This is a genomic window from Oleiphilus sp. HI0086 (assembly GCF_001635225.1).
The window spans coordinates 1-16580 of the sequence record NZ_LWFZ01000320.1 but is presented as its reverse complement, the minus strand read 5'-3'; the positions used below and the strand labels follow the sequence as shown (position 1 = coordinate 16580).

16 protein-coding genes are annotated in these 16580 nt (G+C 45.7%); 6 read left to right on the top strand and 10 right to left on the bottom strand.

Features of this window, described 5'->3' with window-relative positions; all coding sequences use genetic code 11:
• On the top strand, positions 1–934 hold a 934-nt coding region (locus A3756_RS04025; RefSeq protein ID WP_068552966.1), incomplete at its 5' end, for an ROK family protein.
• A 3-nt stretch (positions 935–937) separates the two neighbouring features.
• On the opposite strand, the gene radC is transcribed toward A3756_RS04025, so the two are convergent.
• Positions 938–1612, bottom strand: coding sequence for a DNA repair protein RadC (radC, locus tag A3756_RS04020; protein WP_068552965.1), 675 nt, complete (start codon positions 1610–1612; stop codon positions 938–940).
• A 252-nt stretch (positions 1613–1864) separates the two neighbouring features.
• On the opposite strand from radC, the gene A3756_RS04015 reads away from it, so the two are divergent.
• Together A3756_RS04015 and A3756_RS04010 are read left to right on the top strand one after the other, a co-directional pair.
• The gene (locus A3756_RS04015) at positions 1865–3805 is read left to right on the top strand and encodes a bifunctional diguanylate cyclase/phosphodiesterase (RefSeq protein WP_068552964.1); all 1941 of its coding nucleotides are present in this window, start codon (positions 1865–1867) and stop codon (positions 3803–3805) included.
• Positions 3806–3913: 108 nt separating this feature from the next.
• Positions 3914–4231 (top strand): DUF1244 domain-containing protein, encoded by a 318-nt coding sequence (locus tag A3756_RS04010; RefSeq protein ID WP_231872145.1) that lies wholly within the window; start codon positions 3914–3916, stop codon positions 4229–4231.
• A gap of 11 nt (positions 4232–4242) precedes the next feature.
• Here the strand turns inward: A3756_RS04010 and A3756_RS04005 are convergent, their stop codons facing one another.
• The 4 genes from A3756_RS04005 to rapA form a co-directional block, all read right to left on the bottom strand.
• Entirely contained in the window at positions 4243–5076 is an 834-nt protein-coding gene (locus A3756_RS04005) for a polyphosphate kinase 2 family protein (protein ID WP_068509287.1), read from the bottom strand.
• Positions 5077–5091: 15 nt separating this feature from the next.
• On the bottom strand, positions 5092–5457 hold the full coding sequence (locus A3756_RS04000; RefSeq protein WP_068509286.1) for a hemerythrin family protein: 366 nt from the start codon (positions 5455–5457) through the stop codon (positions 5092–5094).
• A 268-nt stretch (positions 5458–5725) separates the two neighbouring features.
• Complete coding sequence (locus A3756_RS03995; protein WP_068509284.1) at positions 5726–5938, bottom strand: DUF3820 family protein; 213 nt, start codon at positions 5936–5938, stop codon at positions 5726–5728.
• The gene (gene rapA / locus A3756_RS03990) at positions 5935–8694 is read right to left on the bottom strand and encodes an RNA polymerase-associated protein RapA (RefSeq protein WP_068509282.1); all 2760 of its coding nucleotides are present in this window, start codon (positions 8692–8694) and stop codon (positions 5935–5937) included. The genes A3756_RS03995 and rapA overlap by 4 nt, the downstream gene beginning before the upstream one ends.
• Positions 8695–8796: 102 nt before the next feature.
• Here rapA and A3756_RS03985 point away from each other — a divergent pair, with 102 nt between their 5' ends.
• Positions 8797–9156 (top strand): cupin domain-containing protein, encoded by a 360-nt coding sequence (locus A3756_RS03985; protein WP_197469628.1) that lies wholly within the window; start codon positions 8797–8799, stop codon positions 9154–9156.
• Positions 9157–9675: 519 nt separating this feature from the next.
• Positions 9676–10503 (top strand): MipA/OmpV family protein, encoded by an 828-nt coding sequence (locus tag A3756_RS03980; protein ID WP_068509280.1) that lies wholly within the window; start codon positions 9676–9678, stop codon positions 10501–10503.
• A 452-nt stretch (positions 10504–10955) separates the two neighbouring features.
• Here the strand turns inward: A3756_RS03980 and A3756_RS03975 are convergent, their stop codons facing one another.
• From A3756_RS03975 to A3756_RS03960, 4 genes are all read right to left on the bottom strand, one after another.
• On the bottom strand, positions 10956–11315 hold the full coding sequence (locus A3756_RS03975; protein ID WP_068509277.1) for a hypothetical protein: 360 nt from the start codon (positions 11313–11315) through the stop codon (positions 10956–10958).
• 99 nt (positions 11316–11414) lie between these two features.
• Positions 11415–12446: a hypothetical protein gene (locus A3756_RS03970; RefSeq protein ID WP_068509275.1), complete on the bottom strand. Its 1032-nt coding sequence runs from the start codon at positions 12444–12446 to the stop codon at positions 11415–11417.
• A 5-nt stretch (positions 12447–12451) separates the two neighbouring features.
• A complete protein-coding gene (locus tag A3756_RS03965) occupies positions 12452–12673 on the bottom strand; it encodes a YheU family protein (RefSeq protein ID WP_068509273.1) in 222 nt (73 codons plus the stop codon).
• A 43-nt stretch (positions 12674–12716) separates the two neighbouring features.
• On the bottom strand, positions 12717–15077 hold the full coding sequence (locus tag A3756_RS03960; RefSeq protein ID WP_068552963.1) for a molybdopterin oxidoreductase family protein: 2361 nt from the start codon (positions 15075–15077) through the stop codon (positions 12717–12719).
• Positions 15078–15338: 261 nt separating this feature from the next.
• Here A3756_RS03960 and A3756_RS03955 point away from each other — a divergent pair, with 261 nt between their 5' ends.
• Entirely contained in the window at positions 15339–16079 is a 741-nt protein-coding gene (locus A3756_RS03955; protein WP_068552962.1) for an SDR family NAD(P)-dependent oxidoreductase, read from the top strand.
• A 9-nt stretch (positions 16080–16088) separates the two neighbouring features.
• Here A3756_RS03955 and A3756_RS03950 read toward each other — a convergent pair.
• The coding region (locus A3756_RS03950; protein WP_068552961.1) for an SOS response-associated peptidase family protein at positions 16089–16580 on the bottom strand (492 nt) is incomplete at its 5' end.

Here is a 16580-nt window from a genome sequence, read left to right as displayed (position 1 = left end):
GAAAATAGAGGCTGTTGTCTTGGACGGTCAAAAAGTTCTCTGGCGGCAACGAGTTGCAACACCAAAAAATGATTATGGGCAAACCTTACAGGCAATTGCGAGTCTAGTTGGTGAGGCGAAACAGGTCTGTGGTTTGAGCCAGGGTGAAGCAATTGGCATTGGTGCGCCCGGTGCACTGACAGACTCCGTGACGGGGCCGAGAGTAATGAAGAACTGCAATTCCGTGGTACTGAATGGTAAACCCTTGCTTGAGGATCTTAAGCGCCTACTCGCTTGTGAGGTCTATCTGGAAAATGATGCAAACTGCTTTGCCTTAGCTGAAACACTTGCAGGAAGTGGCAAAGAAGGGTTCGGCGCACAAGTGCCAGAGATTAGCTTTGGCGTGATTCTTGGGACGGGTGTTGGTTCGGGCCTTGTCGTCAACGGAAAAGTGTTAGCTGGCTTACATAGCATTGCCGGGGAGTGGGGACATAACTGTCTGCCAGCTCTTGAGTTGGATAAATTACCCGAGCCAGAGAGAGGCAGGCTTTGCTATTGTGGTCGCAAAGACTGTATTGAAACCTACTTGTCGGGGCCAGGTTTAGCCATGAGCTATCATCTTAGGTACGCTCAGGTACTTAGCTCTGAAGAAATTATTTCGGCTATGAGAGCCAAAGATGCCAAGGCGGCAGATATTTGGCAAAGCTACTTGAACCAGCTGGCTGCTTCGCTTGCTCAGGTGGTTAATATACTTGACCCGCAGATCATTATTTTGGGCGGTGGCATGTCCAATATTATCGAGATCTATTCAGATATAAATGAGCGGATGGCAGCGCATGTATTTACCGAACACGCCAAAACCCCGATCGTTTGCGCAAAGCTCGGGGATTCGGCGGGTGTCTATGGTGCTGCCTATCTTGGTGAAGGCCAAGGTGGCTTGAAAGGCTTTGGCTAATGTTTATAGCAGCCCCAGCTCAGCCATGCTCACGACAAGAGAACCCGCGACAATCATATGATCGAGCACGCGTACGTCAATCAACTCCAAAGCTTTAACTAAACGTCGGGTAAGCTCAATATCGGCTTGGCTCGGTTTTGCTGAACCGGAAGGGTGGTTGTGACAAAAGATAACGGCAGCGGCATTGTTTTCAATCACTTTGCCGACGACCTCGCGTGGGTAAACCGAGGCAGAATCTATTGTTCCCTGAAATAGTTCTTCGAACTTCAATACTTGGTGCTGGTTGTTTAAAAACAGGCAGCCGAATACTTCTTGCTTCTTGTGGATAATCGCACTGCGTAAGAAGTTGCGAGTTGCTTCAGGGCTGGTAAGCGCATCGCTTTCCTGAATTTCATGATGAAAGCATCGCTTGCTCATTTCCAGCGTAGCTTGTAATTGAGTGTACTTGGCTGGGCCCATGCCGGGATGAGCGCAGAACTGCTTTTGGCTTGCACCAATTAGCTGTCGTAACGAGCCAAAGTGCCGGATTAAGGCGCGCGCCAGTTCAATAGCGCTTTGCCCGCGCGTGCCGACGCGTAAAAATATGGCAAGTAACTCGGCATCGCTCAGACTTTGTGAACCAAATTTGAGGAGTTTTTCTCTAGGCCGCTCATCCTCGGGCCAGTCTTTTATCGACATCACTAAATCCTTTTAGTTGAAGGTCTTATTTTAGGTATATGGTAATCATGTACTACAATTACCGCATTATAAATTCCGAAAGGCAAGCTAGATATGATGGCTTTTGTGTGATGGGCGAATTTGTTGCAATTGTTCACGAAATGAGCAATTTTGTGCACCTACAGCATGGTAGTCTACGTGCGCCATAATTTTGTGTAGTCCGGGCGCTTAAGAATTCTTATCAATCTTGAAATAACTTAGTTTAGGTGACATGTGCAGCGCAGTACTCAAGACTTACTTTCATATGATGATCAACGTGATGCTGCTGAGCTTCTTTATGGGAATGCCTTTTCTGGCATATTAATATCGATTATTGCTTCCAGCTTTTTAGTTTATTTTTACGATAATCCTGTTCTGCAAGAGTTTAAAATTACCTGGTGGTTAGGGATGATGAGTTTACTGCTTGTTAGGCTGATTGACTGGGTATCCTGGAAGAAGCATTTATCGAAGACTCACTACGACGGCAAAAGGTCAGTCAGACGCTTTATTTATGGGGTCAATCTAACGGCCTTAATGTGGTCTAGCTATGCCGCTTATGCTGTGAGTTATAGTCCCTTGGTTGAGAAGGTAACGATTATAATTGTGATTTCAGGGATGGCCGGTGGGTCGGCTATTGTGTTGGCTGCTCATAAACTTACGTCCATGTTTTATACCTTTGCCTTGTTGTGTCCTGTGTCGGTGGTGTTCTTACTCAGTAACGACGCGACCGATCAGAATATTGGTGTGTTAGGGCTTAGCTATAGTCTCGTGATGCTCATCATTTCAGCTAAGTCAGCAAACTTTGCTCGAGATGCGATTGCTTTAAAGAATGAAAATGCCTTGTTAGTAAATCGTATGGAACAAAAAGTAGAGCAGAGAACGCAGAAAATTTATGAGCTTTCTAATTTAGACTCACTAACCCATTTGCACAATAGGAACTCTTTTCTGAAGAACCTTAAAGCGAGTTTGCAGGCAAGTGATGAGAAAAGGAGCACCCTGAGTTTATTATTTATAGACCTTGACGGTTTTAAGAAAGTAAACGATACCTATGGGCATAAGGTAGGGGATCAAATTTTAGAAGAAAGTGCTCGACGGCTTCGTGAAAAAGTTGCCAATGAAAGTTTGTTATGCCGTTGGGGCGGTGATGAGTTCCTGATTGCCATTGAAGATTGTAGTAGTGAAAAAGCCATCTCACAGGCCTACGAGATAATTGAAATTTTATCTCATGAACATCAATCAAATGAGGGGATATTGCCGGTTAGCGCGACGGTTGGGATTAGCTTATATCCCGAGCATGAGCGCTCTGAAAGCAGGTTGATTCAGTTTGCTGATACGGCAATGTATCACCAGAAAAAAACAAAACCCTCAAAAGTTTGTGTGTTCACACCAGAAATGGAAGCTAAACACCAATATGAGCTTGAACTGAAAAAAGGATTAAATGATGCGATTGATAAGGATCAGATGCGTCTTGTTTTTCAACCGATCGTATCAACAAATAATAGTAAGAACATCGCATTTGAAGCTTTATTGAGATGGGATTTTGAAGGTAAGAGCATCCCTCCTGATGAGTTCATCAAAATTGCTGAACAGTACGGTTCAATACATCGAATAGGCGTATGGGTTCTTAAAGAGTCGTGTAAAGTTGCGCTTGCGTGGCAAAGTCTGAGGCGGGTTTCAGTTTGTATTAATGTTTCAGTGATTCAATTAGAGGATTCTGACTTCTTGAGCATAGTTGATGAAGCTGTACAAGAAAGTGGTATTGACCCTTCGCTCATCTACTTGGAAATTACAGAATCAGTATTTGCCAAAGATACTGAAAAGATGATGGAGACCATTTCGGCTATACAGTCACGTGGTATCAAAGTTTCGATTGATGACTTTGGAACAGGATACTCTTCATTATCCGCTATGCAGGATTTAGCGGTAAATACGGTAAAAATTGATCGATCATTTATCACGAAGTTGGATACGAGTGGTTTTGCTATTGTGACAGCTGTTACGCATGCCGCGCGCTTGCTCAAGTTTGATGTTGTGGCTGAGGGGGTGGAAACTGAGGCTCAGTGTCGTAAACTCGTTGAGTTAGGCGTGGAAAAACTGCAGGGTTATTACTTTTCCAAACCTCTAGAGCAAGAATTTTTGCTCGACTACTTAGAGTCTGAAGTAAAGTCTCAGTGAGCCCAGTATTTGTGGCGCACATTTCAGAAAAAATAAGCGTGCTTCTGATACTATCTACAAAAAAACCGATAGCCTTGGCGCACTAATTAAACAATATTAAGGGATAATATGTCTGTAAATACCGCATTTGAAAATATGAGCGATCAACAACGTACCGAGATCGAAGCGGCCGCTTTTCGTCGACTGCTAAAACACTTTGACGACCACAAAGAAGTGCAAAATATCGACCTAATGATTCTGGCTGACTTCTGTCGTAACTGCTTAGCAAAATGGTACATGGCCGCTGGCGAAGAGCAAAGTGTTGAAATTGACTATGATCAGGCGCGTAAAGCCGTTTATGGTATGCCTTATTCTGAATGGAAAGAGAAGCATCAATTGAAGGCAACGCCTCAGCAGCTCGAAGCTTTTGAAGCGAAGCAGAAGTAAATCACTCCTGCCTAAATTTCTAGACCCAAATGCTTCTTGGCAGCTTTGACCAGCTTTGGGTCGAGAGCGGGTGGTGTGATATCAACACCTTTCACAAGCTGATCATTCAGCTTCTGCATGACAGCAACTCGCATGCTCCACTTATGATTAGCGGGTACTACGTTCCAGGGTGATGCTTCGGTACTAGTGAAACGGAACATATCGTTGCTTGCGTGTGTGTAATCGTCCCATTTTAGCCTATTTCGGATGTCTTCTTCTGTTAGCTTCCATTGCTTTTCTGGTGTGTTTAAACGTAGTTCAAAACGCTTAAGTTGTTCTTCGGGCGTGATATGTAAAAAGAACTTGATCAGGTGCACGCCGTCATCAGTCAACATTCGCTCAAATTCATTTATTTCTTGATAAGCTCTCTGCCAAGCTGTTTCTGGTGCAAAGCCTTCTACTCGCTCGACAAGCACCCGGCCGTAATAAGAACGGTCAAAAATGGCTAAGGTGCCTGGCTTGGGAAGACGGGTTTGAAAGCGATACAGGTAGTGTCGGCCTTGCTCATCGGGGTGAGGCGCTGATATCGGATAGACCCTAAAACCGCGGGGGTCGAGCTTTTCGCTAATTCGCCTAATTACCCCACCTTTACCTGAGGCGTCCCAACCTTCAAACACGATAATTGCTCGTTTGCCTTGTCGATAATAGGCTTGTTGGATTTGGAGAAGGCGCTCCTGGCAGCTTTTAAGTGCTTTTGTGTATTGGCTTTTTGATTCAATGAGAGCTTGATCAAAATTCACCTTAGAGAGGTTAGGAGGCTTTTGTTCAAGGATAACGGGCGAGGCTGGGTGAGTGATGTTTTTCATTGGTATCCTGTTTTGTTATTTTACCTTCGACTTCAGTACAAACGCTTCAAAGTCCTTGTCGATGCCGAATACATGTCTTTGTAACCACTCTCGCAGAAATATTGAAATAGATTCACGAACCAGAGCGTCAAACTTACCCATACTGTTTACCATGTCATCCAGTTCATCACGAAATTGATTGTGCGCTTTAATATGGGCTTCGGTTTTGGGGTAGTTAAGTTGGAGCATGTAGGCTTCTTCGAGACAGAAGTGGTGGTCGGCGTAGCTGGACAGCCGGGTAAAGATTTCTTGGCCGGAATTAGGGGCCTTCAAGGCATCAATCAGCCTGAAAAGCTCTTGGTGCTGAGTGTCTTGCCAAATTAGCTCGCTGGTCTTTTCCATTACTGAACTCTACCCAAGTGAAGGTGCACGTTAGTATGAGTCTAGTTTAGAAATAGAAAAGTTGTCTGCAAATTGAACGGTGTAATATTAGGCGTTATTGTAAAAAATAAGGGTCTTACTCTGTATCGAGTTAAACATCCCGGCTAAATCTGTAGGCAGAGCCTTTCATGGCTCGCTGAGGTTTAGCGCGAGGCATCGACTAGCGAGGGGTGGAACCCTCTGCCTACATGAGGCCATTTTTTAGCTCTACAGCGCCTAACGTACTGCACTATCGTTTAAGGGGATGTATAACTTTATCCAAGCCCTCAATTTTAATCTCAAGCGTCAGTTCAAGCAGTGTACCTAGCTCGCCGCTCGGAAAGCCTTTTTTTCTGAACCAGAGTAAATATTCTTCAGGTAGATCGATTAAACGACGGCCACCGTACTTCCCGAAGGGCATTTGTGTATTGGCTATTTTTACCAGGTGCTGCTTTTCGATCATGTGTTGATAATAACTCGCATGGCTTGAACTTCTAGCCCTGTTTTTTCAATATATTCCTGACAAGCACTTTGTCTGTGACGCAGAGCGTCGATTTCTTCGTCGCGAATTAAAGGGTTCTTTTCCTGGAGGCTAATCAGGCGCTGAATTTCATTACCTAGCTCCCTGTTCATGTCTTCGCTAGCTTGGCTGATCAATGAAGGAACCGAAGCTTCGGCAGTTTTTTGAGCATGCTCAAGTAGTGTACCAATATCGTTACGGATCTCTTTCAATACGGCATGCGCCATCGATCGCTTAAGCCCTTTGCAGAGCTCATTAAGCTGCTCGTAGGGTAAAACTTCGCTAAGGTCGCGGCCGGTAATATTAACAACGATCCGCTGAGGCGATACCGGCAAAAATTTGTCAAGCTGCAGAGACTTTGGTGCCATGCTGTTCAGCGCGAATATGGCTTCCAAAAATAAAGTACCAGGTTCAACACCTTTTACCGACATGGTTGCCAAGGCTGCATTACCAAGCTCTCCTGTTAAGGTTTGCTCGATTAGATCGGTCACCATCGGGTGTTCCCATGAGACAAACTCGACATCTTCCCGGACAAGCGCTTTCAAACGGTGGAAGGTTAAGGTGTTGCCTTCATCGTTTAAGCCGGGAAAGTGCTGCTCCAGCATGTGCTCTCCAGGGCGAATGATCAGAGTCTGGTCTGACTGGTACTCTTGTTCAACACCGTAAAGGTTGAACTGCTTTTCCATGTAAGAGGACAGGTCCTGGCTTGCTTCCTCAGATTCGATCAAGGCAATGATTTTCTCGGCTTCTTCAGGATTGCAGGAGTTAAGCTCAAGTAGGGGGTCACGACCCGTTTGAAGAGCTGCCATAGCCGCATCGCGATGCTCACGGGCTTGTTTGATAAAAGACAAGGCCTGATCAGATTGAAAGTCACCTTCGCTTAAGTAACTTTCCAGTTCGACGGCAAACTGTTCATAAATTGCAAAGCCTGCCGCACAGCTGTGAGTGAAGGCATCCAGAGCCTGGTCATACCAGTTGAATAAACCCTCTTGGCGGCTGCCAGGAATGAAGGGCACATGAATATTGACGTCATGTGTTTGCCCGATTCGGTCTAAGCGGCCGATACGTTGTTCGAGTAGGTCAGGGTTCTCTGGTAAGTCGAATAACACTAAGTCGTGTGAAAACTGGAAGTTTCGGCCTTCGCTGCCAATTTCTGAACAGATTAAGGCTTGTGCACCTTCCTCTTTATCAGCAAAGTAGGCAGCGGCTCTATCACGTTCAATAATACTTAAACCTTCGTAGAAGGCTGCTGTTCGCAGGCCTTCTCGTAGTCGAAGATAGGACTCCAGCGCTAAAGCCGTTTCAGCACTGGCGCAGATGATCAGGACTTTCTCATCTCTGTTATCTTTCAGGAACTGGGTTAGCCAAGTGACTTTCGGATTCTGTTTAATGCCGGCTTCATCTTCAAATTGATCATCACCAACAGCTGCATCGAGTGGGTGAGGCTGTAGGATTCTATCCGGGAAGCCTTCAACACCTTGGCGAGTATTGCGGAACAGTATTCTACCGGTGCCATGCTGATCAAGTAGCCTTTGTATTGCTTCCGGAATATCGATATTTTGTGCATCATCACCGAGTAGGGAAAGGGCTTTAATTGGCAGTGACGAGCCGTCTTCAAGACCTTGAAGCTCTCCGACCAAATCAGAGATTTCCTGATAGTTTTGTTCTTGCTCAATAAATTTTTCTAAGGAGTGAAAACGGTCAGGGTCGAGCAAGCGCAAACGGGCGAAGTGGCTCTCGATACCGGCTTGCTCAGGCGTAGCCGTAAGCAATAGTACGCCGCGGCTTCTAGCTGCCAAGGCTTCAATGCACTGGTATTCGATGCTGCTTTCTGATTCGCTCCAATGTAAGTGATGCGCTTCATCGACAATCAGTAAATCCCAGTCGGCCGCTAAGGCTGCGGTTTTTATATCTTCATTAATCAGGAAGTCCTGATGGCAGAGAACTAGCTGCTCGGTCTCAAAGGGCTTTTCGATACCTTCTTCGGTCAAACTATCAAAACGCTCACGATCAAAGATAGAAAAGCTGAGATTGAAGCGGCGTAGCATTTCGATCAGCCATTGATGCACCAGTGTAGAAGGAACGACGATCAAAGCTCTTTTGGCTAAACCATTGTGCAACTGGGCGTGGAGAATCATGCCTGCTTCAATGGTTTTACCTAGTCCTACTTCATCGGCTAGCAATACTCTCGGGGCATGGCGCTTCGCGACAGTATCAGCGATATATACTTGATGAGGAAGTAAGCTTGTGCGTGAACCAAGCAGCCCATCCGTTGACGACTGCTGTAAGCGGTGCTTGTGCTGCAGCGTTTCATAGCGAAGTCGGAAGGCTCTATTTCGGTCATAGTGGCCGCTAACCAGGCGCTGAAGTGGTGAGGTAAATTGGATAAAACAGTTAAGTTCAACTTCACTCAGTTCTTCGTGTTGAGAGCTTTCTTTATTTTCAACAATGTAAGTAATAATGTCTGCGCTTTGGTCGAGGTCGAGAACCAGGTAATCGATATCTTCATGGCTGGTGATCGTGTCGCCAGCCTTATACACTACACGGCTGATAGGCGCGTTGACGCTGGCGTAGGTGCGAGTTTCCCCGGCTGCCGGAAATGTGATCGTCACTCGGCGGTTTTCAAACTCGCTGATGATTCCTAATCCTAATTTGGGTTCGGTCTGGCTGACCCAGCGTTGGCCTATGATATACGACATTTTGGCGTCTCTTTACAGTATTCAATAAGGGAACAAATATGGCGCGAATACTAACAAGAAAAGCCTGTTGATAACACAGATGAAGGTGAATGGAGGAATAATTTGAGTATCTATAGAACGCCAGAAAGGGAAGAGTATTACTTTCACGAGGGCTGCTATATCTTGGAGATGTTAAATACTGACGATGATCCCGCACTTTCGATTGCGCGAGCTAGAGTTGAACCGGGTAAAACAACGCGCTGGCATGCCTTAACAGAAGTCAGTGAGCGCTATGTGATTCAGCAGGGTTCAGGCAAGGTTTATGTTGGAGATCTGGAACAGCAGGTTAGCGCTGGGGATGTAGTACTGATCCCGCAAGGCATTAGGCAGAAGATATATAACGACGGGGAGGGTGACTTGGTGTTTTTAGCTGTGTGTACGCCACGCTTTATGCCTGCGTGTTATGAGGACTTAGACGTATAAGTTGTATCGGCTCAACCCCGACCTTACAGTTTGAAATACCGAGCGTGACATTACCAAATAACATGGCAAAGGCGTATTAGGTCCGCAAAGTTGCCATTCGGCTTTGATCATAAAGCTTGAATATTTAGGCCACAAGCCACCAAAGCAGTACCTTTGGGAAAGTGAAAGATGCAAACATTCGTTTTAGAAGTAACTATCCGATATTCTGTCACTCTTCAGCCTTATTTGTATCAGGTTAATACAGTCAATTTTAGCTTTGAGACATTAACGAAGAAGAGATGAAGTGAATGCCGTTGAAAACACTGAAATTTATCGCCAAGAGTACACAACCATAGTTATCGCTTTAGTTATATTAAGGCCAGATGAGTGTCTGATAGAGTTTATTAAAAGTGCTTTTGGGATATTAGAACACTTTTTTTAGTCACTAGAATCGAACCTTCAAGCGAAAATAATTGTGCGTGATCCAATAATATATTCTTCACGTACTTTATTGTTCTTCACTCTATAAGTTGAATTTAAATGAAAAAAATTACTGGCATGCTTTTGACAACTTGCTTATATACACTCTCCTTTCAAACAGCATTAGCCCAGGACACAAAAACAGCTATGGTGCCCTTACCTTCAATTGATGACTTTACGCGGGGCAATGATGGCTGGGCCTTCGGACTTGGCCTGGCTGTTGAATACGAATCAGCCTACGAAGGGTCTGATGAATTTGGCGCAGAAGTCGATCCTGCCGGTGCGGTGCAATGGCGTAAAGGTGATAATATTTTCTTCTGGGCCGGTGAGGCGCTCGGGTGGCGTGGTCTTCGTTCTGACACATGGCTATTCGAGGCTGTCGTGGGCTTCGATGAGGGGCGTGAAGAAAGTGACTCTGATGACGGTCGTTTGGATGGTCTCGGTGAAGGAGATGAGGGAACTGAACTAGTTTTGCAAGCACGCCATGCTTTCGATACCGACTGGCGTTATTGGCTGGATGCTCGAGTGGTGACCGGTGAAAACGGAAGTCTTGGTCTTTTTGGCGTGGGGCACCGCTTCGGTGGTCAGAACGACGGAACCGGCCATGAAATTGCCATCGCTTTGGTATTTCACGATAGTGATTATGTCAATAAAGATTTTGGTATAGATGCAGAGCAGTCAGTTGCATCGGGACTGAATGAGACCGACCTGAGTGGAGGATTTCGCTCGTTTGGATTTAATTACAATTATCGCCATTATGTAAATGAGAATTGGCAGGTTTTCGGCGAGGCGGTTTATGAGCGTTATAGTAGTGACATTGCGGATAGCCCAATCGCACGCAACAACTATGAAGCTGAGGTCGGCGTTGGATTCATTTACGTTTTCTAGAACACCTATCAAGTATTCACCTAGAAGCCTCATTTTTAGTTTATTTAATAAACAATCAAGCTAGCTCAAATTATATTAGGGAAGACCCGAAAGCCGACTTAACACTTTGTTAAGTTGGTTGTTCACCATCTACAGACATCACCCAGGAATTTGAAGCCAGTAACATTCGGCCAAACCAAAATCAACCTTCAACGGCAAGTTTTGGCACTTTGCTGACTAAGTTTGGGCAGGGTATTTGTAGGCTCTAGTCGAAACCGCTATTTCAGTAGGTCAGACTGCGTGCCAACTTTTACATATAAGTATTATGACTTTGTAGGCGGCCCGTCCTCGGGGCGCTTGCTGTGCCACGGGGCTTTCAAACGATTCCCTGGTTTCGGTTTGCGCGACTGGAGGCCCCGCCTACATAAGTATGGCTATTTTTCAATCGAGTCTGACCCCATTGAAAAAATGCTTTAAGGCATTTGGATTTGGCTTCCGCCTTGGCCCGGTACGACGATCTGAGAAGCCTGCTCACGACGCATTTCTTGAAGTTCTTTCATTGTATCTTCAAGCGACTTGTTTGCTGCTTCGCCAAAGTTAGCTGCCGCTTGACCCAGAGTAGAACCTTGAAGTTCGAAGTTCAAAGGAAGTGGTCCAGCTGGCGTCATCATTTGAGTGCTGCCGATAAACAGAACGGGTCTAGCGCTGTCTGCGTCGCCATTTGCATCGACAGGTGTCATGCGACGAATAGTGCCGACTTTGTTGTCTGTATAGACTTCTTCAAGATAAAGTTCATCAGGGTTCATGCTTATTTCAGGCGCGTTGTCGCTCATAATATTTCCTTAGTACGCTGTAGTCTGTATTGATGTGCCCGCTATCCTATCATGAAAATTGAAAAGCACGGGGCAATTTTGATAGGAAATAGCCAGCCTTTACTGGCGGCCTTGCTCAATCATAGTTCTCATTTGTTGGGCCTTGTCGGTATCGTTTTTCTTAAGGGCCGAGTCGAGTAAGTACCGGAGAATTTTTTCTCGCTGGATTTGCTTGAGATCGTCAGTTGCCTTGGAGGTTTTTTTAGCTAGTTTATCTTTTAGTATTTTATTGAGTAGGGATATAAACTTGTTTGTTATGTTCTGATCCAGGAAGGCTTCAATATCAAGAGGTAGAATAGCGTGGTGATCATTCACCCATAGTTTGAAGAAACGCTTGGCTTTAGTTTCTTCTCGCCCCTGCAGCTGCAATAGTAATTTACTATACAGTGCTCTGTAGGTCGTAACGGCTTCACTACGCTGCTCTGAGTTGTCATCAATTGTATCGAGCAGGCGCACCAGACGCTGGTGCATATGCTCCATTAGTTTGAGCATTTTGTCCGCGTCAGAATAGTGATCCAAAGCGTTTAGCTCGTCTAGAAAGCGCTCGATTTTTGCGAAAAAGTGTTTAACCTGCCGTTGGCTGAACAGTTTTTCAGGTTTGCGTGTTAACTCGGTTATCTGGCTTTTCAGTCCTGAGTAATCTAGTTCGCCTTGATTTAAGGATGCCCTGAGCACATAGCGTTCGAATAGCTCACTGTCCTTGCTCAATAAAGATAAGAACTCTTTTGCTAGGTTCTGTTTATCTTGACTAAGCAGGTAGGCAAGTACCCGGCTTTTGTCGGGGCCTTTGGCGAGAGATGATATTTGCTGGGTATTCCGGTTAACATGCAGACAGAGTGCTGCGCAATGTGGGCAGAAGTCAAAGCCATCAGACTCTGGACATTGGCAGGCACCTTCGACTGTATTATTCCGATAATTGAGCTTGACCTCAAAGCCATTTATTTTAGCTTTGGCAGTTGTCTTGTTTGACTCAAGCCCATCTATGAGAAACTGTTCCAGCTGCTGAAGAAGTTCATCAAACCGTAATTCACCAATCAACTTGGCAAGTTGTTCGTGGGGGATGATCGGCGGGTGTTGATCTTGTAAGGGCATCTAATCTAATTATCCAGGCCGAGAGAGTCTGCAGACATGATATGAGCGCTTTCTTCCTCTTCGCTATATTGTATGACCAGTTTGCCTTGCTTTAGCGCCTGTTGCACCTGAGACTTTCTTGTTTCCAAAGGGGCTTCGACATCATTGAGTCCCCAGTCTCTTAAACAATAGTCGTTTATTAGGCCATCTAATGCATCCGGGCTTAAAAAAGAGGGGTCGATAATCATGTTAGAACCTGGTGCATAAGAGTATATGTTTTACTTATTCCGGCTAAGAAAGCTTGGCACTCATACGTACCCTGGATTTATTTGCACGAGAACGCGTTGTACGTTTTCTCTTGTCTTGACCAACTTTAAGAACTTGCACTGGAACGCCGTTCAATACAGAGGTGCCGCTCAGTTTGTCTACATATCTGTCGTCTGTTAGATCATTGACACTAACCCCGGGCCGCTTGCTTGCAACAGATAGCATTGAGCCTTCGCGCTGGTGCCCCCAGCCGTGAGGAATGCTGACAACGCCCGGCATGATATCTTCAGTTAACTCTACTTCAATCTCAAGCTGTCCAACTCTGCTACTTACGTGAGCGAGTTCTCCGTTTTTAAGTTGTACTTGTTTCGCGTCGTCAGGGTGGATCATCAGAGTACAGCGATTTTTACCTTTTACCAGGCGCCTGCTGTTATGTAGCCAGGAATTGTTAGAGCGGACGTGACGCCTGCCAATTAATAAGAGTTGTCCGTTTTCGGCTTTGTGACTGTCAAGCAGTTGCTCGCCGCGTTTACGTAGGCGAGTCATATCTTTTAAGTAAGTATTCGGTGCGAGTCGAATTCGTTTCTTCACGCTGTAGAGCCGTTCGGGTAGGCGAGATTGCAAGGGGCCTAAGTCGATACCGTGAGGGTAATTAAGTAAAGAGCTAACACAAAGGCCTTTGCTCAAACTTCTGTTTTGAGAACCATAAGGGCTGAGATCCAGAATCTTCCGGGCTGGGTGTTTGCTTGGTAAGAACCCCTGTAAGGCATCGACCAGGAAACGCCCTGCTTGGCTAGTGCCAGGGAGCTGCGTACCATAAGGGCCGGTACGAAGGATGATATCCAATAAGCCGTCGGGTCCTAAGCGCTTCAGTGATTGGTAAGAAAATTGTTCACCAATAATTTGCTTAATAGAGCCTTTGCCAAGTCGGTGCTGAAGCTCAAGCGCTATTTGCCAGTCATGACGAGCAGACTTATCTACCTCGAATAAGGCGGGTGAGTATTTAGCGACATTCCGAACACCAAGCAGGTTAAAAACAATATCATAATGAGACTGCTCCAAAGGCGCAGTCGGAGGCAGGATAATATCGGCATGCTTTGAGGTTTCATTGATATAAAAATCAATAGAAACCATGAAATCCAGCGAATCGAGGGCTTGATCAAGGTGCTGACCATTCGGGCTGCTGAGCACAGGATTGCCAGCCATGACGATCATCATTTTTATCTGCTCATCACTAGGCAAGAGGATTTGGTCAGCCATGGTGCTGGCAGGCAATTCTCCACCAAATTCCGGTAGACCTGAAAGGCTCTGATAACGATTATAATGGCCTTTTTGGCCTGTCCATGCTGCTAGCTCAACCATATCTGCTGCGGGTTTGCTAAACATTAAACCGCCGCGCTCATCCATATGGTTTGTCAGAATATTTACCACATAAACTAACCAGGTCGCCAGGCCACCAAACTCCTGAGTTGAGGTGCCCATTCTACCGAACAGGCAAGCCCTTGGGGTGGTAGCCAGTTTGCGGGCTAGTGTTCTGATATCTTCGGCGGTAACACCTGTAATGCTGCTCACGTGCTCTGGGTTGAAGTCGGACGAGATAAGCTGTATTTCGGCGATCCCTTCAAGATGGCTTGATAGCCGGCCTGTCTCGATTAAATTCTCATTAAATAAAGTGTTAATAATTCCGAGTATCAGGAAGGCATCGGTACCGGGTTTGATGAATAAATGCTCGGTACTTGTTTTGACTGTTTCAGTCTTTCTTGGGTCAAGTAGAATCACCTCACCGCCACGCTTAATGATTTTCTTGAGCCTTGCTGAATAGTCAGGCGCGCTCATTAAACTACCATTTGATGCTGCCGGATTACTGCCGAGAAGAATAAACAAATCCATATGATCAATATCAGGCACTGGGAATAAATATTGATTCCCAAACAGTTCCAGATTTGCCTGCATATGCGGTAGCTGGTCATTGGAGGTGGCAGAAAATTTATTGCGGGTACGCAGTGCTTTCAGCAGCATTGGTGCAAATAGAATATTGCCGTGATGATGGGTGTTCGGATTACCAAGGTAGGCACCTACAGCATTTTTACCGTGCTGTTGTTGAATATCACCAATTTTGTTTGCAACTAAATCAAACGCTCTGTTCCAAGTGATGGGTTTCCAGCCATCTTTGGTTTTTAGCTGTGGAACTTTAAGCCGGTCCGGGTCTTCTTGTATATCTTTTAAGGCGAGCGCTTTCGGGCAAATATGGCCTTTGCTTAACGGGTCATCAGGATCGCCCTTTATAGAGATAATCTGTGCGTCTTCAACTTTGATCGCGACACCGCACATTGCTTCACAAAGGTTGCAGGTGCGGTAATGAGTAAAAGCGTCTGAGCTAGGCATAGATTTGATCCGTCATTGAATGGGTGCTAAGAGTGAATGTACACCACTATTGTTGTTATTGAACAGCTAGTCAGGATTATATGCCTGCCATAAACGAGAAGTCTAGACGATTAGAACTATTCATAGACTTACTGCTTTGTGAATCCCGCTTTGTTGCCTCCTTAATGATTTGGGCTTGGCTATTGTGCTAGGCTTTCGTCTGCACAATATATGAACTTCTCCATTTGAAGATGACCGCAGCAACTGTAGGGTAGGCTAGCAATGAATAAAACAATCGTAATAACCGGAGCCAGTGATGGTATTGGCAAGGCCTTGGCATGGGAGATGGCAAAGCGAGGTTATGATCTTGGTCTTAGCGCACGTAGAGAAACCCTGCTGCAATCATTAAAAGCCGAGATCCATAAAGCCTACCCTGAAGCAAGGATAGAAATAGCGCGGCTTGATGTCACTGATACTTCGCAGGTGGATGAGGTGATTAAGGGCTTTCAATCTTCTTTGGGGCGTTTAGATATGATCGTTGCTAATGCCGGGATTGCCCGCTCAGGCAAAGCCGAGATTGCCTCTTTAGATGACCAGCTCGCCGTAATCAATACTAATCTAAATGGTGCTATCGCTACCGTCAGGGCTGCGCTTAAAGCATTCCGGACCCAAGGTGGTGGGCATATTGTGGCAACCGCTTCCGTTGCGGGCTATCGAGGTTTACCAAGAAATGCTGCGTATTCTGCTTCAAAAGCGGGTTTGGCTACCTATATGGAGGCGGTTAGGCTGGAGACCTTAAATGACAATGTTGATGTGAGTGTCATTAACCCCGGTTTTATCGATACGGAAATTAACCGTAGTTTGCCCAGCAGGCCCTTTGTTATCAATGTAGAGCAGGGCGCTAAGCAGTTTGCCGATCTGGTTGAAAAGAAAGTTAAAGCTTCTACCCTTCCTCGAATGCCTTGGGCGATTGTTGCGCCTCTTATGCGTGTTTTACCGGATTCTCTGATTGCTAAAATGTAGTTTTGGTTACTAGTCACTTATGCGCTCGAAGGTCGCCGGGGTTGAACTGATCGGTGGGTGAATCTGGAGTGCGTGATGATCGTGAAATTGATTTATCTCATTGGCTGGTCGTGGCAGTGCCAGCCAGTCCTTCACCTTTGATGCTTCGATTAACAAAGGCATTCTATGGTGATAAATTCCACAATTAGGGTCGGCTTCGCATGTGAGGGTAACAAGCTGGAAGCCACCTGAGTTCAGTGGAAATAGTATTCCTGCCATAAACAGAACGTCGTCTATTGCCGGTGAAAAACGGTGTTTTATTTTGTGCCCGGGCTCTCCTGTCCATTCAAACCAGGCCGAGCAGGGTACTACGCAACGGTGTAGTGCATAAGCAGAACTAAAGGTCTTCTTGGTGGCGACGGTTTCTGCCTGAGCGTTGAATATGGTGTGATGTGCCCAGTGAGGGTTGATCCCCCAGAGAGCAGGCGTTTGCGATAGCTTCTCATGCTGATAGTGAAGGCA

Bases quoted from the DNA above. Each gene is read 5' to 3' on its own strand.
- radC (WP_068552965.1), bottom strand. From the start codon at position 1,612: ATGTCGATAAAAGACTGGCCCGAGGATGAGCGGCCTAGAGAAAAACTC.
- A3756_RS04010 (WP_231872145.1), top strand. From the start codon at position 3,914: ATGTCTGTAAATACCGCATTTGAAAATATGAGCGATCAACAACGTACC.
- A3756_RS04005 (WP_068509287.1), bottom strand. From the start codon at position 5,076: ATGAAAAACATCACTCACCCAGCCTCGCCCGTTATCCTTGAACAAAAG.
- A3756_RS04000 (WP_068509286.1), bottom strand. From the start codon at position 5,457: ATGGAAAAGACCAGCGAGCTAATTTGGCAAGACACTCAGCACCAAGAG.
- A3756_RS03995 (WP_068509284.1), bottom strand. From the start codon at position 5,938: ATGATCGAAAAGCAGCACCTGGTAAAAATAGCCAATACACAAATGCCC.
- rapA (WP_068509282.1), bottom strand. From the start codon at position 8,694: ATGTCGTATATCATAGGCCAACGCTGGGTCAGCCAGACCGAACCCAAA.
- A3756_RS03980 (WP_068509280.1), top strand. From the start codon at position 9,676: ATGAAAAAAATTACTGGCATGCTTTTGACAACTTGCTTATATACACTC.
- A3756_RS03975 (WP_068509277.1), bottom strand. From the start codon at position 11,315: ATGAGCGACAACGCGCCTGAAATAAGCATGAACCCTGATGAACTTTAT.
- A3756_RS03970 (WP_068509275.1), bottom strand. From the start codon at position 12,446: ATGCCCTTACAAGATCAACACCCGCCGATCATCCCCCACGAACAACTT.
- A3756_RS03965 (WP_068509273.1), bottom strand. From the start codon at position 12,673: ATGATTATCGACCCCTCTTTTTTAAGCCCGGATGCATTAGATGGCCTA.
- A3756_RS03960 (WP_068552963.1), bottom strand. From the start codon at position 15,077: ATGCCTAGCTCAGACGCTTTTACTCATTACCGCACCTGCAACCTTTGT.
- A3756_RS03955 (WP_068552962.1), top strand. From the start codon at position 15,339: ATGAATAAAACAATCGTAATAACCGGAGCCAGTGATGGTATTGGCAAG.